Below are 17,072 nucleotides of genomic sequence, written 5' to 3' on the forward strand. Positions count from 1 at the left end.
GGCAAGCGAAAGGCCCCCTGCCCAGCGTTTCCGCTGGTCAGGGGGCCTCTCGGTTGGTGGGCGATACTGGGTTCGAACCAGTGACCTCTTCGGTGTGAACGAAGCGCGCTACCACTGCGCCAATCGCCCGAGTGCGAGGTCGATAGTAGTCACAGATCGGGCGCTGGTCCAAACCGGGACGGTGCGGCGTGGCCCACAGGTCGGGCGGCGTCGCCCCAGGTGAGGGATCGGGCGCGCGGTCAGGGGTCGATGCGCTCGCGGCAGAGCTTCTCGAACAGCACGCGCGCCTCCGCCGAGACCTCCCCCACCGCGACCTCGGCCCCGTCGAGCCAGGTCACCGGCTGGACGTTGCGCCCGGAGGACGTCAGCACGAGCTGCACGTCACCGGAGTCGACCTGGTCGAGGACCGCGAAGGGCAGCTCCCCCGCACGGGCCTCGCGCACGGGGAGCCCGGTCTCGGCGCTCCACTCGAGCAGCAGCTGCCGGGTGATGCCGGCCAGCGCTCCCGAATCGAGCAGCGGGGTCACGAGCTCACCGTCCCGCTCGACGAACACGTTCGAGCCCGTGCCCTCGCACAGGTCCCCCACGGTGTTGGGCAGGATGGTCTCGTCCGCGCCCTGCGCCTTCGCGTGGGCGAGGGCCACGACGTTCTCGGCGTACGACGTCGTCTTGAGGCCGGCGATCGCCGAGCGCTCGTTGCGCGGCCACGGGGACCGCACCGAACGCGACTCCGGTGCCATGACGGATTCCTGGGCGGCGACGACCACGGTCTGCGCGCCCTCCACACGGTGGGAGCCGAGCGGTCCCACACCGGCCGTCACGGTGATGCGCAGCCGGCCGTCGAACGCCCCGCCCGACCGCACCGCCTCCTGCAGGACGGCCGCGACGCCGTCGCGCACCTTCTGCTCGTCGGGCGCCTCGAGCCCCAGCCCTGCGGCGGACCGCGCGAGCCGCGCCAGGTGCCGCGTGAGCGCGAACGCCCTCCCGTCGAGCACCGTGCACGTCTCGAAGACGCCGTCGCCCACCGTGATGCCGTGGTCGACCGCGCTCATCGCGGCCTCCCCCGCACCGACCAACCGGCCTTCGGCCCAGATCACCAGACTCATGGGGTCAGTCTGCCCGACGCCGGCGGTAGACCAGGTGCGTCACCTCCGGCGTGTGCCGTGCGCTCACTGCCTCGAGCGCATGCCGGCCCACGCCGTCGAACAGGCGCACACCCCCGGGGATGTCCAACACGACCGGCGCGACGTGCAGGCGCAGCTCGTCGATGACGCCGGCCTGCAGGCAGGCGTTGACGACGGTGGCTCCGCCGGCGACGGACACGTCCCGCTCGCCGGCCGCCGCCCGCGCCCGCTCGAGGGCCTCGTCGAGGCCGCCCGTCACGAAGTGGAACGTCGTGCCGCCGTTCATCTCGAGCGCCGGGCGCTCGTGGTGCGTGAGCACGAACACGGGTGCGTGGTACGGCGGCTCCTCGCCCCACCACCCGCGCCAGTCGTGGTCCCACGGCCCCTGGTCCGGCGAGAACATGCCGCGACCCATGACGAAGGCGCCGGCGCGCAGGATCCCGGCGATCTCCTCGGCGTGCTCGGGCGCATGGTCGAACATCCACGAGTGCAGGATCTCGCCGGTCCCCACGACGTCCCCGAAGGGCCGCTCGCGACTGGGGTGCGGGCCGGCGCTGAAGCCGTCGAGCGACACGGACAGGTTGCAGGTCACCAGGGTCATGTCTCGGCTGACCGTGCCGGCGTGCCGAACTCATCGGCCGTCCGTGCCGACGCGAGACCGACGAGCCGCTCCGCCTTGAGCTCGGTCTCGTGCCACTCGGCCAGCGGGTCGGAGCCCCACGTGATCCCGGCTCCCGTGCCGAACCGCAGCACGCCGTCGTCGTGCGGCCCACGCTCCCACCAGAACGTGCGGATGCCGACGGCGAGCTCGGCGCGGTCGCCGTCCACCCAGCCCACCGCGCCGCAGTAGGGGCCCCGCGGAGCCGTCTCCAGCTCCTCGATGATCCGCAGCGCGGAGAACTTGGGCGCCCCGGAGACGGACCCGGGAGGGAACGTCGCGCGCAACACCCGGCTCCACCGGTCCGGCGCCTCGGCGACCTCGGGTGCCAGAGCACCACGGACACGCGAGACGAGATGCACGAGGCCGGGATGCTCCTCGACGCCCAGCAGGTCGGTGACGGTCACGGTCCCCGGCGCGCACACCCGTTGCAGGTCGTTGCGCACCAGGTCGGTGATCATCACGTTCTCGGCCCGGTCCTTGTCCGTGAGCCCGTCCGCCGTCCGCGCGGTGCCCTTGATGGGCCCGGAGGCGAGCGCCCCGGCGTCGAGGGACAGGTACAGCTCGGGCGAGGCCGAGACCACCCACACCGGGTCGACGCCGGAGCTCGCCGGCACGTGGACGGCCGCACCGTACGGTGCAGGGTTCCCGGCGGCGAGGCGGGCCGCGAGGGCCGCCGCGTCGGGCTCGAGCGACGTGGCGCCGTCGGGCACCACGGGAAGGGGCGCCCCCAGCACCCGGCAGACGTTGACCTGGTAGACGGTCCCGTCGCGGACGTGGTCCCGGACGCGCTGCACGGCCTCCTGGTAGGCGTCCCGGTCGAGCGAGCTGCGCCAGCTCGACGGTTCCGGGCCTCGCCACGGAGCGTCCCGCAGCGCGCCGGCGGCGGGCGCGACGTCGTCGGACACGTGGGCGAACCGCCAGGCCCGGGCCCGCCCACCGCGCCCGAAGGCCTCGAAGTCGACCACGACGAACCACGGGCCGGGCTCCGCGAGGCGCTGCGGGTCCTGCTGGAGGTCGACGCACTCGACGACGTCGGTGGCGCGACGGCCGGCGAAGGAGGCCCAGGAGGTCGGTGCGTGCACGCTGCGAACGCTATGCCAGGCGCGCCCCGCCGGGCGATTGGACGGATTCGGGCTGGGTCAACTAGTGTTTCCCTCGCGCCGGAACGCCGGGGAGAGATCCCCACTGACCGGTCGTGCGGATGTAGCTCAGTTGGTAGAGCACCACCTTGCCAAGGTGGATGTCGCGGGTCCGAGTCCCGTCATCCGCTCGGAGGCCCACTCCCTGCCTCCTCGGCGACGAGGTAGCGGGAGAGCACGCTTTCTCATGGTGGGTTGGCCGAGAGGCGAGGCAGCGGCCTGCAAAGCCGTATACACGGGTTCGAATCCCGTACCCACCTCGGGCGATTGGCGCAGCGGTAGCGCGCTTCCCTGACACGGAAGAGGTCACTGGTTCGATCCCAGTATCGCCCACCACCCACGAAGGCCCGGACCGAACGGTCCGGGCCTTCGTGCATCCCCGGCCCGGCCGGCGTAGCGTCACGAGCATGTGCCGGAACATCACCACGCTGCGCGGCCTCGAGCCGCCGGCCACGCCCGAGGAGATCGAGGCGGCGGCCGCCCAGTTCGTCCGCAAGGTGACGGGCGTGGCGTCGGACGCTGCCCCCGCCTCGCGAGAGCCCTGCGAGGCCGCCGCAGCCGAGATCGCCGAGATCGTCACCCGCCTGCTCGGCGAGCTGCCCGCGCGCCGGCAACCACCGCCGACCGTCCCGCCCCTGCGCCGTCCCGAGGTCCAGGCACGCATCGCGGCGCGCAGCTCCGCCTGACGCTGCCGAGGCGCAGGTCACACCGCCGGCGATTGGACCAGCACCCGGAAGTTCCAGTAATGTTCCTCAGGCGCCGGAACACCGGGGAGCGATCCCTGGAGCACGTGTCCGGCCGTGCGGATGTAGCTCAGTTGGTAGAGCACCACCTTGCCAAGGTGGATGTCGCGGGTCCGAGTCCCGTCATCCGCTCCACGGGCGATTGGCGCAGCGGGAGCGCGCTTCCCTGACACGGAAGAGGTCACTGGTTCGATCCCAGTATCGCCCACCAGCACGTCTCACCCACGCTCCAGCGGCTCGATCGCTGTGGCATCGCCCAGCTTCGACGCGGGCACGACGGACAGCGAACCGTCACTCTCCAGCACCACTGCCGCGAGGACGTCGTAGCCCCCGAACCCTGCCCGGCGGACGGACTGCGCCAGCTCTGCCTGCGTCAGACGCGCCCTGCGCAGGGCGTCGAGATCGGGCACCCCGTCCCGGAGCACCACCAGCGCGCCGGACGTCACGACACCGGCGACCTTCGGGCGCCGGCTGACGATCCACGAGACCACCAGCTGCAGTCCCGCGAGGAGGGCCAGCGCCGTGACACCCTCGGCCCACGAGACGTCCGCGTTGAGCAGCACCGTCGCCAGCGTCGAACCGAGCGCGATGGTCACCACGAAGTCGAAGGCGTTGAGCTTGGACAGCGTCCGCTTGCCCGTGACGCGCAGCAGCACGACGAGGGCCGCATAGGCGCCGGCGCCGACCGCGAGGACGCGCCAGATGGCATCGAGGTCGTCGAACCACATGCCTCCTGCCTAGCAGGGATGGACTCTCGTCGCCTCCGGCCGGCCTCCGGTCTGCCAGAATGCGGACGAACCTCACGAAGGAGTCGTCCGTGACCCGCTCGCCCTCGGACCGCCCGGCCCGCACCCGCCGTCGCTGGGTGCGGCTGGCGGTCGTCGCCGTCGTCCTCCTCGTCGCCGGGGGCCTCACCCTCGACGACCTCGCCAGGAGCAGCGCCGACCCGTTCTCCTCGCTCCTCGCCGGAGTCACCACCCGGGAGGCGACACCCGGCACCGCGCTCGCCGCCGTCGCCGACCTCGAGGTCAAGGGGCGAGCACCGAAGACCGGCTACGACCGCGACGAGTTCGGCCCGGCGTGGGCCGACGTCGACCGCAACGGGTGCGACACCCGCAACGACATCCTCGCGCGCGACCTGGTCGCGGTGACGTACGAGGCCGGCACGCACGAGTGCATCGTGCTCACCGGCGAGCTCGCGGACCCCTACACGGGCGGCTCGATCGACTTCCGGCGGGGACGGACGACGTCGACGGCCGTCCAGATCGACCACGTCGTCGCCCTCTCGGACGCCTGGCAGAAGGGCGCCCAGACCCTGGACGCGGAGATACGGCGCGAGCTGGCGAACGACCCGCTGAACCTGCTCGCCGTCGACGGCCCCACCAACGGCGCGAAGGGCGACGGTGACACGGCGACGTGGCTGCCCCCGGACTCGTCGTACCGCTGCGAGTACGTCGCGCGCCAGGTGGCCGTCAAGGCGCGCTACGAGCTGTGGGTCACCGCGGCGGAGCAGGAAGCCATGCAACGCGTGCTGGCGAGCTGCCCGGACGAGCCGCTGCCCGCCGCCGGGTAGGCTCGTCGCCGTGGAATCCGACCGCAGCGCCGAGAGCCCGTCGGCCGTCTCCGCCGTCATGCACCGCGCCAAGGTCCGCGCTCGCGCCTCCCACGTGACGGTCGGTCAGGCGCGCCACCACGACGACGGCACGGTGGAGATCGACTGCTCGTGCGGCATGGTGCTGTGCAACGGCCCGCAGTGGTCGTTGGACGAGCACATCCGCCTGCACCGGGCCGAGGCGCGCTACCTGGCCGTCAGCGAGGTGGCCCCGGCGGGCATGCCGCGACTGATCGACGTCGGCACGGACCGCCGACCGCGCTGAGGTCTCCTCAGAGCTCGTCGGGGTCGTCCCATGAGTGGCCGCTCGAGGCGTCCTCGTGCAGGTGTCGCTCCGCCTGCGAGAGCGAGTGCGGCGCCTTGGTCGCGTCGCCCCCCAGCCGCGGGTCGCCGTGCGGTTCCGTGAGCGACCGGCGTCGGGGCGCGATCCGTGCCTGCGACGCGATCGACTCGTCAAGGAGGTGCCGGGCCCGGTCCGGGCGGCCCTCCCCCTGGTCTGTGCTCATGCCTCTGGTCTACCAGCGCGCGGATCGATTCGCTTGTGCTTGGCACACTATTTCCAGCGTCGGTGCAGGCCCGTCACCACATCGACACAACGGCACCGGCTGGTACCGCGGGGTGCCGCGGACAGGGCTATGGTGTCGGGCGTGACCGCAGGCGATCCGACCGACCAGGCAGCGTTCGCCCCCGGCACCCGCGCACCGCAGCCACGGATGAAGGAGCGCTGGCCGGGGCCACGGCCGTTCGTCTGGGCGCCCCGTGCGCACACCGTCGAGGTGGTCCTCCCCCGTGCCGACGGACCCGCGGAGCGCCGCCCGATGCGCCTCGTGGGCGCGCACGAGCCCGGCTACTGGCGTGCCGACGACCAGCTGGCGCTCGGGTCCGACTACGCCTTCTCGATCGACGGCGGGCCGGCGTTGCCGGACCCGTGCAGCACCCTCCTGCCGCACGGGCTGCACGGCCCGAGCCGCGTGCTGGACGAGGACTTCGCGTGGCACGACGACGGCTGGCGCGGCGTCGACCTGCGGCGCGGGGTGCTGCTGCACCTCGACGTCGCGACCGTCACGGCCGAGGGGACGCTCGACGCCGCGGCGGAGCTGTTGCCCGCTGTCGCGGCCCTCGGCGTCGACGGCGTCGAGCTGTCGCCGGTCGCCGCCTTCGACCCCGAGGACGGCCCCGAGGCAGGGGTCCGGCTCTTCGCCGTGCACGAGCCCTACGGTGGCGCCGGCGCGCTCCAGCGGTTCGTCGACGCCGCGCACGGCGCCGGGCTGGCCGTGGTTCTCGACCTGCCGCACCGCTGGTCGGTCGCGGACACGCTCGACCTGCACGCCTTCGGCCCCTACGCGGCCGGTGCCCGGATCGGGCCCCGCGACGGCTCGTCGTCCGACCGCGACACACCCCGCCTCAACCTGGACGGCTCCGGGAGCCGGGGCGCACGCGACTTCCTGGTCGCCGACGCCCGGCGCTGGCTCGAGGTCTACCACGTCGACGGCCTGCTCCTGGACGTCGAGGCCCTCGTCGACCGCTCCGCCGTGCCCTTCCTCACCGAGCTCGCCGACGCCGTGCAGGCCGTCGGCGCGCGGTCCGGCCGACCACGCACGCTGCTCATGGACGGCCCCGGGCGCAGCGACCGCCTGACGACGATCATCCGGCGGATCTTGTCGGGCGAGCACGGGCCGGCGCCCGTGGCAGCGCTGCGCGACCTCGCCGACGCGACCTTTCCTCCGGGTCCCACGTCCGCCCGGGCGCCGTCGACCTTCCGCCGCGCCCACCGCGCTGCCGCACGGTCCGCCTCCGTGCTGGTCGGCGACCTCACCCGGCTGCCGGCCGCCGCACGAGCCGTGCCCTGGTCGGGCGTGCACGGCGCGGACCCCGGCGCAGGCTCCGGGACGACGGCCGCCACCGACGTCGCCGACCAGGCCGCGCTGCTCGCGTTCGCGACCCTCGCCGGCACCGGCGTCGTCCTCGACACCGAGCACGTGCCCGTGCAACGCCAGGAGCCCGCCGACCAGCAGCTCATCGACTGGGCCCGCCGACTGCTGGCGCTGCGATCCTCCTCGCTGGCCGACGTCGCCGAGCAGGTCCGGCCGAGCACCGCGCCGGGCGTTCTCGTCGTGCGACGGGGCCGCAGCGCACTCGTCCTCGTCACGGCGCACGCGCCCGTGGAGATCGTTCTCGATGAGCACCTCGCGGACGGCGGGCAGCCCTGGCGGGTCGCCGCGTCGTGGGACCCCGCCGGGACCCACCTGCTCGCCGGCATCCTGCAGGTCCCCGGCCGCACCGCCGTCGTCCTGCGGGCCGGCCCGGAGCCTGGCGGCACCGACCGGCGCGGCTGACGCGCCGGACGGGGCCGGGCCGGCTCACGAGTCGGTCAGGCTGCGGCCCTCCTGCGCCAGCGCGCCGAGGCGCGACAGGGCGCGGAAGTACTTCTTGCGGTAACCGCCCTGCAGCATCTCCGGCGTGAACAACGTGCGCTGCGCGGCCCCGTCGACGCCCGCCAGCAGCACCGGCACGTCCCGGTCGTACAGGCGGTCGACGAGCACCACGAGCCGCAGGGCGACCTCCTGACGGGTGACCGGCCGCACGCCGGTCAGCGCCACGAGCTCCACCCCGTCCAGCAGCGCGCCGTACCGGCTGGGGTGCACGGTGGCCAGGTGCGCGAGCAGGTCCTCGAAGTCGTCCAGCACCGCACCCGGCTGCGCCCGGACGGCGGCCCGCACCGCCGCGTCGGGCAGCGGCTCGGCATCGGTGACCACCGCGCGGTGCCGGTAGTCCTCGCCGTCGACCCGGAGCACCTCGAAGCGACCGGCGAGCGCCTGGATCTCCCGCAGGAAGTCCTCGGCGGCGAACCGGCCCTCCCCCAGGGCGTCGGGGAGGGTGTTGGACGTCGCGGCCAGCGCCACACCGCGGTCGGCGAGCTCACGCAGCAGGCGTGACATCAGCACGGTGTCACCCGGGTCGTCCAGCTCGAACTCGTCGATGCAGACGAGCCGGCGCGTGGCGAGCGCGTCGACGGTGGGCAGGAACCCGAGGGCCCCGACCAGGTTGGTGTACTCCACGAACGTGCCGTAGGCCGCGCTGCCCTCGTCCGCCGCCTCGGTGACGGCGTGCGCCAGGGACGTCAGCAGGTGGGTCTTGCCGACCCCGAAACCACCGTCCATGTACACGGCCGGCGCCGGCCGTCGTCGGCCCAGCAGAGCCCGCAGGCCGCTGGGCGGCGGGGCGGCGATCTCGGCGGCGACCTCCTCCAGCCGCGCGAGCGTGGCGGCCTGGCTGGGGTGCTCGGGGTTCGCCCGGTACGTCGCGAAACGCGCGTCGTCGAAGTGCCGCGGCGGGACCAGGTCCGCCAGGAGACGCTCCGGGGACACGGTGGGGCGCACCGACACCAGGGAGCCGTGCTCCGCACCGGTCGCCGGGGACGGGGCACGGGAAGCGGCTCGGGAGGCCGAGGACGGGACTGGAGTCACGATCCTCCAGCGTAGGTGCGCGACGTAGGCTGGCCGCTGTGAGTTCTGACACGCCGCCCCTGCGCCTGCTCGTGCCGGACGTGGAGGAGCTGCCGCCCGATCCCCGCGAGGAGCGGCTGGCAGCGCTGTACGCGCTGCCGGCGCACACGCACGTGCGGGTCAACATGGTCGCCAGCGTGGACGGCGGCGCCTGGGGCGACGACGGACGCTCGGGCTCCGTGAACGACGCCGCGGACTGGCGGGTGTTCCGCGTCCTGCGCGCGCTGGCCGACGTCGTCCTCGTGGGAGCCGGCACCGCACGGACCGAGTCCTACACGGCGCTCGAACGCCCCCGCGGGCTGGAGCACCACTCCGCCCGTCCGCTCGAGCTCGCCCTGGTCACGCGCAGCGGCCGCGTCCCCGCCCGCACGCTGGACGGACCGCGCCTGCCCTGGGTCGTCACCGGCACGGCGGGCGCCGCGACGGCGTCCGCCGCGGTCGGGGAGGACCGCCTCGTCGTCGTGCCGGAGGTCGGTGGCGCGATCGACCTGGAGGCCGGTGTCGTCGCGCTCGCCGCGCGCGGGCTGGGCCGGGTGCTGTGCGAGGGCGGCCCGCACCTGCTCGGGTCGATGCTCGAGGCCGGCCTGGTCGACGAGCTGTGCGTCACCACCACCCCGCGGCTCGTCGGGGCCGGTCCCGGCCGCATCGTCGGCGGGCCGGCCGACGAGCCCCGACCGGCCCGGCTCGCCCGGCTCCTCGCCGCGCCGTCGGGCACGCTGCTGGCGAGCTGGGACCTGCGGCATCGTGCGGAGGCACCGGTGCCGACGGTGCCGTAGGTTGCTGCCATGCCTGACGCACCCTGGACCGTCGTGGTCCTCACCGAAGACGCGCTGACCTCGGCCGACGTCCAGCACATCACCTCCCTGCACCCCGACGAGGAGGTCGCCTACCGCGTGCTCGTCCCCGCGGACACGGAGCACAACGTCGTGGCGTCCGTCCTGGACCACCTCGGCATGCTCGAGCTGCGCGCGGCCTGGGACGACGTGGTCGGGCGGGAGCCCGACCCCCGGGAGGCCACGTCGACGGCGTCGGAGCAGGTCGTCGAGTCCGTGGAGCTGCTGCGCTCGACCGGTGCGACGGCGCAGGGCGAGGTCACCGAGGACGACCCGCTGCCGAGCCTGCGGGCTGCGGTCGACGCCGGAGCGCAGGAGGTCGTCGTCGTGACCTACCCGCACGCCGTCGAGGACACGTTCCACACCGACTGGGCCTCGAAGGCCCGCGAGACCCTGCAGGTGCCGGTGCTCCACCTCTACGCGGGCACCTCCGAGCTGGGCTGACCGCCGCCGGGTCAGCGCACCTGGTGGGGTCAGCGAACCTGGTGGCCGGCGCGGGTGATCGTCGCCCGCACGAGCTCGTCCATGGAGTCCAGGAACGGCGGCTCGTCGAGCAGGCCGTGATCGACCGCCGCGACCGACAGCTCGGTACAGCCCAGGACGACGACGCCGGCACCGCGCGCGACCAGCCCGGCCGCGACGGCACGCAGCTCGTCCGGGTCGGCGGGGCGTCCCGCCTTCACCTGGTCGTAGATCACGGTGCTGACCCGCGCCTGGTCGTCCGCGTCCGGGGTGACGACCTCGATGCCGTGGGCGGCGAACGCGTCGTCGTAGACCCCGGAGGCCACCGTCCCGGCCGTGGCGAGCAGGCCGACCTTCGTCAGGCCGGGCGCACGCCGCCGCGCGGCCGCCACCGTGACGTCCACGATGGAGACGAACGGCACGGTGATCGCGTCGAGCACCTGCTGGGTGAAGTAGTGCGCGGTGTTGCACGGCATCACCAGGAAGCTCACGCCGAACCGCTCGAGGCGGCGGGCGTCGCGTGCCAGGACCGGTCCGGGGTCGAGCGTCGAACGCCCGACGACGAAGTCCGTACGGTCCGGCACCGTGGCATGGTTCAGGACCACCATGTCCACGTGCTCCTGGTCGCGCTCCGCCGCGGTGAGCTGGACCATGCGCTGCAGGAAGTACGCCGTGGCGAGCGGACCGACGCCGCCGATCACTCCGACCGGCGGCGCCTGGTCCACGTCGTCCGGGAGGTGCCCCTCCGTCACGCCGTGCCCTTCCACGCCAGGCGTCGTGCCTCGGCCAGCGGGTAGTGGCGGGCGTACTTGCGCCACTGGTTGAGCTGGGCGATGCACAGGTAGGCGATGCGGCGCGGGTCGGTCTCGGCCCGGTACCACAGCGGGTTGCTCGACCGGCCACGCCACGCGAGCCGCCGCGCCTCGGCCCGCACCTCGGGGTCGAGCACGTACCGCCGCAGCAGCGGCCCCGGCAGCACCGTGTAGAGGCTGCGCGCCTCGAGCTCGCCCGTGGCCGAGAGCGGCACGTCCGCCCCGAGCACGGCGCGCGGGTCGGGGTCGAGCCCGCGCAGGTGCTCGTGGACCGAGAACTTCACCGCGTGCGCCCCGGCGGCGGCGATGTAGAAGTTCGACCTGCCCAGGCGGGGGTTGAGCTCGAAGAGGACGTACCGCCCGTCGCGCGGGTCGTACTTCAGGTCGAAGTTGGCGAACCCCGTCCAGCCGACGTGCTCCAGCAGCCGCGTGGCCTGCTCGACGACCTCGGGCTGGACCTGGGTGATGATCCCGGCCGGGTTGCCGAGCGCCCCGGGGGTGTGCTCCTCGAGCAGCACGTGCCCGAACGCCGAGAAGCGCACCTTGCCGTTGGCGTCGGAGTAGCAGGTGAGGATCCGCATCCCCGAGTCGTCACCGGGGATGTAGTCCTGGATGACGAACGAGCCCACGTAGCCGGCCGTGCGCACGCGAGCGAGGAGGTCGACCAGCTCGGCGCGGGACTCGACGAGGAAGACCTTCTTCTTCCCCGCGAACTCGACGTCGTGGTACGCGGCCGTGCTGGCCGCCTTGGCGATGACCGGGAAGGTCAGACCCGACGTGTCGGGCTCGCCGCCGTCGGGAGCGTCCCGCCCCTCGATCTTGTGCACGACCGTGGTGGGGTGGGCGATGCCGAGCTCGGCGCACAGCTCGCCGAAGCCCTCCTTGTCGGTGAGCCGCAGCAGCAGCTCCTCCCCGACGTACGGGACCGTGTAGCGGTCCTCCAGGCGGTCGCGGTTCTCCACCAGGGTGCGCACGAGCCAGTCCGCGGAGCCCATCACGACCAGGTCGGCGTCGCGGTGCTCGTCGGCGATCGAGCGCAGACGCGCGACGATCGCGTCCGGGTCGTCGATACGCGGCTCGGCGACGTGGTGCAGGATCCGCGAGTGCCGCACCAGGCCCGTGGACATGCCCGAGACCACGACCGGCTTGACGCCGTAGGCCTCGTGGAAGGTCCGCGCGAGCGAGTACGCCCCGATGTCGCCACCCAGGACGACGGGCTGCAGCCGACGGTTCATCGGTTCCTCCGCCCGCCGGCGGGACGCGCGGCGGCCGCCTGCTGTGCGGCAGCATAGTTGGCCTTCAGCGCGCTCATCGGGTAGTACCGCCGGTACTTGCGCACGTGGTTGACCAGCGCCGTGAGGATGTACAGCCGACGCCGCGGGGTGGCGTCGGCCGCGTACCGCAGCGGGTGCACGGAGCGCCCCGTCCGCATCAGGCCCACCACGCGTGCGCGCAACCCGTCGTCCAGCACGTAGCGGCGCAGCATCCGGTGGGGCACGACGGCGTAGAGCACCTCGTGCTGAGCGGTCACGCGCTCGCGCTGCTGACGGCGGATCACGTCGTCCACCAGCACCTCGGTGGGGTTCTGCCCGCCCGCGGTGACGTAGTAGTTGTTCCGACCGATGCGCGGGTTCTGCTCGAAGAACTTGAAGACGCCGTCACGGGGGTCGAGCTTGACGTCGAAGTTCGCGAACCCGCGCCACCCGGTGTGCTCGCAGATCCGCTGCGCGGCGTCGAGGATCTCGTCGATCGGCTCGACGATCATCGCCGACGGGTTCCCGCGCGCCGCCGGAGTCCGCTCCTCCAGCAGCACCTGGGCGGAGCAGCGCAGCGTGACCCGCCCCGACGTGTCGGAGTAGGTGGTGACGGACCGCATCTGCGTGTCGTCCCCCGGGATCATCTCCTGGACCAGGAAGCGCCCGCGGAAACCCGCTCCGCGCAGCGCCGTCCAGAGCTCCTCGAGCTCACCGGGCGAGGCGATCTCGTAGATCTTCTTCTTCCCCGCGAACCGCGCGTCGTGGTAGTCGGCGCTGGAGGCGGGCTTGGCGATCACCGGGTAGTCGAAGTCGACGGGCGCGGGCCGCCACCCGTCGTCGGCGGCCGTGGCGAAGTCCTGGATCACGGTGGCGGGCGTCGGGATCCCGAGCTCGGCGCACACGGCCGAGAACTCCGCCTTGTCGCAGATCCGGTCGATGAGGTCGACGTCGGCGTAGGGCAGGACGTACCCGGCGGTCTCGAGCACCGCACGGTGGTGCGCGAGGATCCGCACCACCCAGTCCATGTTGGACTGCAGCAGCAGCGGCTCGCGGTGGCCGGCGGCGCGCCGGTCGGTCGCCACGCGCTCGAGCGTCGACACGATCTCGTCCGGCGCGGTGCCGGACAGCACCGTGTCGATGAGCTGCGAGTGCGCGATGGGGCCCGGCTCGGCGAACGCGACCACCGTGGTGCGCAGCCCGAACTGCTCGTGGAAGGAACGGGTCAGGCCGTACACGCCGATGTCCGACCCGACGATCACGGGATGGAACCCGGGGCCTGCGGCGGCCCCGGATTCCGCGAGGGAGCTGGTCACGAGGGTGTCAGGCCTCCTGCTCGGTGCGGTCGGCCGACCACTGCGTGTGGAACGTGCCGTACCGGTCGGTACGCCGGTAGGTGTGCGCGCCGAAGAAGTCGCGCTGCGCCTGGATGAGGGCCGCCGGCAGGCGCTCGGCCCGCACGCCGTCGTAGTACGCCAGCGAGGAGCTGAACGCGGGCGTCGGCACGCCGTTCTGCGCGGCGCCGGCGACGACGCGACGCCAGGCGGCGAGGCCGTTGCCGACCGCGTCCGTGAAGTACTCGTCGGCGAGCAGCAGCGGGAGGTTCGCGTCGCGCTCGTAGGCCTCGGTGATCCGGTTCAGGAACCGGGCGCGGATGATGCAGCCGCCGCGCCAGATGCGGGCCATGGCGCCACGGTCGATGTCCCAGCCGTTCTCCGCCGACGCCGCCGCGATCTGGTCGAACCCCTGGGAGTAGGCGACGACCTTGGAGGCGTAGAGGGCCAGGCGCACGTCCTCCACGAAGCGGGCGCGGGACGCGTCGTCCGTGCCGACCTCCCAGGCCTGGGTGTGGGCGGGCAGCGCGGCACGGCCGGCCTCGCGCTGCGGCACCGAGCCGGACAGGGCGCGGGCGAACGTCGCCTCGGCGATGCCCGTGATGGGCACACCCAGGTCCAGACCGTTCTGCACGGTCCAGCGGCCGGTGCCCTTCTGCTCGGCCTGGTCGAGGACGATGTCGACGAACGCCGAGCCGGTCTCGGCGTCGACGTGCTGCAGCACGTCGGCCGTGATCTCGATGAGGAACGACTCCAGGTCGCCGGTGTTCCACTCGGCGAAGATCTGGCCGATCTCGGCCGCCGAGGCGCCGAGGCCCTGCTTGAGCAGGTCGTAGGCCTCGGCGATGAGCTGCATGTCGGCGTACTCGATGCCGTTGTGCACCATCTTGACGAAGTGGCCGGCGCCGTTCGGCCCCACGTAGGTGCAGCACGGCGTGCCGTCGACCTTCGCGGAGATCGCCTCGAGGATCGGCCCGAGCGACTCGTAGGACTCACGGGTGCCGCCGGGCATGATGGACGGGCCGAGCAGCGCACCCTCCTCGCCGCCCGAGACGCCGGTGCCGACGAAGTGCAGGCCGCGGGCGCTGAGCGCCTCCTCGCGGCGGATGGTGTCCGGGAAGTGCGCGTTGCCGGCGTCGACGACGATGTCGCCCTCCTCCAGCAGCGGCAGCAGCTCGTCGATGACGGCGTCGGTCGCGGCACCCGCCTTGACCATGATGACGACCTTGCGCGGCCGCTCGAGCGAGGCGACGAAGTCGGCCATGGTCTCCGACGGCACGAAGTCGCCCTCGTGGCCCGCCTCCTCGACCAGGGACCGGGTCTTGCCGTAGCTGCGGTTGTGCACGGCCACGGTGTAGCCGTGGCGGGCGAAGTTGCGCGCGAGGTTGCGACCCATCACCGCGAGTCCGGTGACGCCGATCTGGGCACGTGCTGTCATCGATTCCTGCTTCCTCGGGAAGATCGTGTCCGGGCGTCTCGTGGTGCACGCCCGGGAGGCCGCGACCAGCCTAGTCGTCCCTGTGACGCGACACGCCCACGTGCCGGGATCCGGACACCGCCGCTCGTCGTACGGTGGTCGGGTGAGCGGAACCCGGCATGACGTGCCCGAACGCTTCGCTGCCGCCCTCGAGTCGTTGCGCGGGCGGCGGCTGCGGCCGGAGGTCCGGCTGGTCGAGGTCCCGGGCCCCCAGCGGGTGGCTCCGTACGCCCTGGCGCTGGAGGGCGAGGTGATCGTCGACGACGAGGAGATCGCCACCGGCCGGTTCGTCGGCCTGCACGACCCGGACGGCCAGGAGGCCTGGCGCGGCGACTTCCGTGTGGTGACGCTCGTGCGCACCCGTCTCGAGGCCGAGCTCGCCACCGAGGAGATGCTCGGCGACGTGGCCTGGACGTGGGTCACCGAGAACCTCCAGGACGCCGGCGTGGGCGCCGTCGCGGCGGGCGGCACCGTGACCCGGGTGCTGTCGCAGAGCTACGGCGCGCTCGCCGCCACCCCCGCCGCCGTGGATCTCGAGATCCGTGCGTCGTGGACGCCCACGGACACCGACCTCGGCGCGCACCTCGAGGTCTGGGCCGACCTGATGTCCACGGCCGGTGGGCTCCCTCCCCTGCCGGACGGCGTGACGGCCCTGGACGTCCGGCGCCGTACCGTAGGCCCATGAGCGCTGCCCTCCCCGCCGATGCCGCCGACGACGTCGAGATCGCCCCGCTGACCGAGCCGGCCGACGGCGTCGGGCGGGTCGTGGACACCCCGGCGGCGCTCGAGCGGGTGGTCGCGGCCTTCGCGGCGGGTTCCGGGCCGGTCGCCGCGGACGCGGAGCGGGCTTCGGGCTACCGGTACGGTCAGGCGACGTACCTGGTCCAGGTCCGGCGAGCAGGTGCCGGCACCGCGCTGATCGACCCGGTCCCGCTGCCGGACCTGTCCGCGCTGAACGGCGCGGTCGGGGGCACGGAGTGGGTGCTGCACGCCGCCTCTCAGGACCTGCCCGGTCTCGCCGAGCACGGCCTGCGACCGGCGCGGATCTTCGACACCGAGCTCGCCGCGCGCCTGCTCGGGATGCCGCGGGTCGGCCTCGCCGCGGTGGTGGCGGACACCCTCGGCCTGGGCCTGGCCAAGGAGCACTCGGCCGTGGACTGGTCGACACGGCCGCTGCCGGAGGACTGGCTGCGCTACGCCGCGCTGGACGTCGAGGTGCTCGTCGAGGTCCGCGACGTGCTCGCGGCCCGGCTGGAGGAGGCGGGCAAGGCCGGCTGGGCGGCCGAGGAGTTCGAGCACGTCCGCACCATGCCGCCCCCGGCGCCGCGCGTGGACCCCTGGCGCCGCACGTCGGGAACCCACACGCTCACGGGCCGTCGGCGCCTCGCCGTCGTCCGCAGCCTCTGGGAGGCGCGCGAGGCCAACGCCCGGCAGCGCGACGTCTCCCCCGGGCGCGTGCTGCCCGACCGCGCGATCATCGCGGCGGCCAAGGCCCTGCCCCGCACCGTGCCGCAGCTCGTCGCGTTGCCGGAGTTCGCGACCAAGGGTGCCCGACGGCGGGCACCGGCCTGGCAGCAGGCGATCGACGCCGCGCTGGCCCTCGACGAGGCGGACCTGCCCTCGACGCGCGGTCCGCGCACCGATGCGCCGCCCCCGCCGCGCGCCTGGGGCGACCGAGACCCGGTCGCAGCGCGCCGTCTCAGCGCGGCACGCGAGATCGTGTCGCAGCTCTCGGAGGAGCTGTCGGTCCCGGCGGAGAACCTCCTGCAGCCGGACGCGCTGCGCCGTGTCTGCTGGACGCCGCCGGAGCCGGCCGGTCCGAACGAGATCGCGGACTTCCTGCAAGACCGCCAGGCCCGCGAGTGGCAGATCGAGCTGCTGGCCGAGCGCCTGGCGCAGGCCTTCGCCTCCGTCTGACCCGGCTGCGCGCGACTTTCCGGCTCCCCCGGCTCTCGACGGCTCTCCACGGCTCTCCATAACGCTGTCCAGCACTGATACTGCGTATCAGATGGTCTATGCTGTTCCCGGTACTCGCGGTAGCGTGTACCCGAGCCCCGGGGCGACCCCCCGAGGTCCCGAGCGACGATGCTCCCGGCACCGTCGGAACCGACCACCG

General features: G+C 73.5%; 18 protein-coding genes and 6 tRNA genes. 13 read left to right on the forward strand and 11 right to left on the reverse strand.

Annotation, left to right across the window (positions count from 1 at the left end):
* Positions 1 to 54 precede the first annotated feature (54 nt).
* From MWU57_RS00935 to MWU57_RS00950, 4 genes are all read right to left on the reverse strand, one after another.
* Positions 55 to 129, reverse strand: a tRNA-Val gene (locus MWU57_RS00935).
* A 110-nt stretch (positions 130 to 239) separates the two neighbouring features.
* Complete coding sequence (locus MWU57_RS00940) at positions 240 to 1,106, reverse strand: aminotransferase class IV (protein ID WP_246906745.1); 867 nt, start codon at positions 1,104 to 1,106, stop codon at positions 240 to 242.
* 4 nt (positions 1,107 to 1,110) lie between these two features.
* Entirely contained in the window at positions 1,111 to 1,725 is a 615-nt protein-coding gene (locus MWU57_RS00945) for a dihydrofolate reductase family protein (RefSeq protein WP_246906746.1), read from the reverse strand.
* Positions 1,722 to 2,867 carry a chorismate-binding protein gene (locus tag MWU57_RS00950; RefSeq protein WP_246906747.1) on the reverse strand — a complete coding sequence of 382 codons (1,146 nt, stop codon included), beginning with the start codon at positions 2,865 to 2,867 and terminating at the stop codon, positions 1,722 to 1,724. Before MWU57_RS00950 ends, MWU57_RS00945 begins: the two co-directional genes overlap by 4 nt.
* A 115-nt stretch (positions 2,868 to 2,982) precedes the next feature.
* Here MWU57_RS00950 and MWU57_RS00955 point away from each other — a divergent pair.
* The 6 genes from MWU57_RS00955 (at position 2,983) to MWU57_RS00980 (ending at position 3,878) form a co-directional block, all read left to right on the forward strand.
* A tRNA-Gly gene (locus MWU57_RS00955) sits at positions 2,983 to 3,055 on the forward strand.
* Positions 3,056 to 3,113: 58 nt separating this feature from the next.
* A tRNA-Cys gene (locus MWU57_RS00960) sits at positions 3,114 to 3,184 on the forward strand.
* 1 nt (position 3,185) lies between these two features.
* Positions 3,186 to 3,260: transfer RNA gene (locus tag MWU57_RS00965), tRNA-Val, on the forward strand.
* Positions 3,261 to 3,331: 71 nt separating this feature from the next.
* On the forward strand, positions 3,332 to 3,610 hold the full coding sequence (locus tag MWU57_RS00970) for a DUF2277 domain-containing protein (protein ID WP_106269417.1): 279 nt from the start codon (positions 3,332 to 3,334) through the stop codon (positions 3,608 to 3,610).
* Between the two features lie 116 nt (positions 3,611 to 3,726).
* Positions 3,727 to 3,802: transfer RNA gene (locus tag MWU57_RS00975), tRNA-Gly, on the forward strand.
* A gap of 1 nt (position 3,803) precedes the next feature.
* A tRNA-Val gene (locus MWU57_RS00980) sits at positions 3,804 to 3,878 on the forward strand.
* A 7-nt stretch (positions 3,879 to 3,885) separates the two neighbouring features.
* On the opposite strand, the gene MWU57_RS00985 is transcribed toward MWU57_RS00980, so the two are convergent.
* A complete protein-coding gene (locus MWU57_RS00985) occupies positions 3,886 to 4,395 on the reverse strand; it encodes a DUF421 domain-containing protein (RefSeq protein WP_246906748.1) in 510 nt (169 codons plus the stop codon).
* Positions 4,396 to 4,484: 89 nt separating this feature from the next.
* Between MWU57_RS00985 and MWU57_RS00990 the strand changes: the two genes are divergently transcribed.
* Together MWU57_RS00990 and MWU57_RS00995 are read left to right on the forward strand one after the other, a co-directional pair.
* On the forward strand, positions 4,485 to 5,240 hold the full coding sequence (locus tag MWU57_RS00990; RefSeq protein ID WP_246906749.1) for an HNH endonuclease family protein: 756 nt from the start codon (positions 4,485 to 4,487) through the stop codon (positions 5,238 to 5,240).
* A gap of 10 nt (positions 5,241 to 5,250) precedes the next feature.
* The gene (locus MWU57_RS00995; RefSeq protein WP_308221123.1) at positions 5,251 to 5,544 is read left to right on the forward strand and encodes a hypothetical protein; all 294 of its coding nucleotides are present in this window, start codon (positions 5,251 to 5,253) and stop codon (positions 5,542 to 5,544) included.
* Positions 5,545 to 5,551: 7 nt separating this feature from the next.
* Here the strand turns inward: MWU57_RS00995 and MWU57_RS01000 are convergent, their stop codons facing one another.
* Positions 5,552 to 5,785 carry a hypothetical protein gene (locus MWU57_RS01000; protein WP_106269414.1) on the reverse strand — a complete coding sequence of 78 codons (234 nt, stop codon included), beginning with the start codon at positions 5,783 to 5,785 and terminating at the stop codon, positions 5,552 to 5,554.
* Positions 5,786 to 5,926: 141 nt separating this feature from the next.
* Here MWU57_RS01000 and MWU57_RS01005 point away from each other — a divergent pair, with 141 nt between their 5' ends.
* Complete coding sequence (locus MWU57_RS01005; RefSeq protein WP_246906751.1) at positions 5,927 to 7,615, forward strand: hypothetical protein; 1,689 nt, start codon at positions 5,927 to 5,929, stop codon at positions 7,613 to 7,615.
* Positions 7,616 to 7,639: 24 nt separating this feature from the next.
* On the opposite strand, the gene zapE is transcribed toward MWU57_RS01005, so the two are convergent.
* Complete coding sequence (zapE, locus tag MWU57_RS01010; protein WP_374108508.1) at positions 7,640 to 8,746, reverse strand: cell division protein ZapE; 1,107 nt, start codon at positions 8,744 to 8,746, stop codon at positions 7,640 to 7,642.
* Between the two features lie 38 nt (positions 8,747 to 8,784).
* Here zapE and MWU57_RS01015 point away from each other — a divergent pair, with 38 nt between their 5' ends.
* Together MWU57_RS01015 and MWU57_RS01020 are read left to right on the forward strand one after the other, a co-directional pair.
* On the forward strand, positions 8,785 to 9,561 hold the full coding sequence (locus MWU57_RS01015) for a dihydrofolate reductase family protein (RefSeq protein ID WP_106269412.1): 777 nt from the start codon (positions 8,785 to 8,787) through the stop codon (positions 9,559 to 9,561).
* A gap of 9 nt (positions 9,562 to 9,570) precedes the next feature.
* Positions 9,571 to 10,062 carry a hypothetical protein gene (locus tag MWU57_RS01020; RefSeq protein WP_246906752.1) on the forward strand — a complete coding sequence of 164 codons (492 nt, stop codon included), beginning with the start codon at positions 9,571 to 9,573 and terminating at the stop codon, positions 10,060 to 10,062.
* A 29-nt stretch (positions 10,063 to 10,091) separates the two neighbouring features.
* On the opposite strand, the gene MWU57_RS01025 is transcribed toward MWU57_RS01020, so the two are convergent.
* From MWU57_RS01025 to gndA, 4 genes are read right to left on the reverse strand one after another with little or no spacing between them, the layout of a single operon-like run.
* Complete coding sequence (locus MWU57_RS01025; RefSeq protein ID WP_246906753.1) at positions 10,092 to 10,832, reverse strand: aspartate/glutamate racemase family protein; 741 nt, start codon at positions 10,830 to 10,832, stop codon at positions 10,092 to 10,094.
* Positions 10,829 to 12,127, reverse strand: coding sequence for a carboxylate--amine ligase (locus MWU57_RS01030; protein ID WP_246906754.1), 1,299 nt, complete (start codon positions 12,125 to 12,127; stop codon positions 10,829 to 10,831). Before MWU57_RS01030 ends, MWU57_RS01025 begins: the two co-directional genes overlap by 4 nt.
* Entirely contained in the window at positions 12,124 to 13,461 is a 1,338-nt protein-coding gene (locus MWU57_RS01035) for a hypothetical protein (RefSeq protein WP_246906755.1), read from the reverse strand. Before MWU57_RS01035 ends, MWU57_RS01030 begins: the two co-directional genes overlap by 4 nt.
* A 7-nt stretch (positions 13,462 to 13,468) precedes the next feature.
* The gene (gndA, locus tag MWU57_RS01040) at positions 13,469 to 14,917 is read right to left on the reverse strand and encodes an NADP-dependent phosphogluconate dehydrogenase (RefSeq protein ID WP_246906756.1); all 1,449 of its coding nucleotides are present in this window, start codon (positions 14,915 to 14,917) and stop codon (positions 13,469 to 13,471) included.
* Between the two features lie 142 nt (positions 14,918 to 15,059).
* Here gndA and MWU57_RS01045 point away from each other — a divergent pair, with 142 nt between their 5' ends.
* Positions 15,060 to 15,641: a DUF3000 domain-containing protein gene (locus tag MWU57_RS01045; RefSeq protein WP_246906757.1), complete on the forward strand. Its 582-nt coding sequence runs from the start codon at positions 15,060 to 15,062 to the stop codon at positions 15,639 to 15,641.
* The gene (locus MWU57_RS01050; RefSeq protein WP_246906758.1) at positions 15,638 to 16,873 is read left to right on the forward strand and encodes a ribonuclease D; all 1,236 of its coding nucleotides are present in this window, start codon (positions 15,638 to 15,640) and stop codon (positions 16,871 to 16,873) included. Before MWU57_RS01045 ends, MWU57_RS01050 begins: the two co-directional genes overlap by 4 nt.
* The last annotated feature ends 199 nt before the right edge of the window (positions 16,874 to 17,072 follow it).

Origin of the sequence: Isoptericola sp. S6320L (assembly GCF_023015685.1) — a bacterium.
Classification (GTDB): Bacteria; Actinomycetota; Actinomycetes; order Actinomycetales; family Cellulomonadaceae; genus Isoptericola; species Isoptericola halotolerans_A.

What these genes read in the sequence shown, in the direction of transcription:
- MWU57_RS00940 (WP_246906745.1), bottom strand. Translation starts at nt 1,106, where the DNA reads ATGAGTCTGGTGATCTGGGCCGAAGGCCGGTTGGTCGGTGCGGGGGAG.
- MWU57_RS00945 (WP_246906746.1), bottom strand. Translation starts at nt 1,725, where the DNA reads ATGACCCTGGTGACCTGCAACCTGTCCGTGTCGCTCGACGGCTTCAGC.
- MWU57_RS00970 (WP_106269417.1), top strand. Translation starts at nt 3,332, where the DNA reads ATGTGCCGGAACATCACCACGCTGCGCGGCCTCGAGCCGCCGGCCACG.
- MWU57_RS00985 (WP_246906748.1), bottom strand. Translation starts at nt 4,395, where the DNA reads ATGTGGTTCGACGACCTCGATGCCATCTGGCGCGTCCTCGCGGTCGGC.
- MWU57_RS01000 (WP_106269414.1), bottom strand. Translation starts at nt 5,785, where the DNA reads ATGAGCACAGACCAGGGGGAGGGCCGCCCGGACCGGGCCCGGCACCTC.
- MWU57_RS01020 (WP_246906752.1), top strand. Translation starts at nt 9,571, where the DNA reads ATGCCTGACGCACCCTGGACCGTCGTGGTCCTCACCGAAGACGCGCTG.
- MWU57_RS01030 (WP_246906754.1), bottom strand. Translation starts at nt 12,127, where the DNA reads ATGAACCGTCGGCTGCAGCCCGTCGTCCTGGGTGGCGACATCGGGGCG.
- gndA (WP_246906756.1), bottom strand. Translation starts at nt 14,917, where the DNA reads ATGACAGCACGTGCCCAGATCGGCGTCACCGGACTCGCGGTGATGGGT.
- MWU57_RS01050 (WP_246906758.1), top strand. Translation starts at nt 15,638, where the DNA reads ATGAGCGCTGCCCTCCCCGCCGATGCCGCCGACGACGTCGAGATCGCC.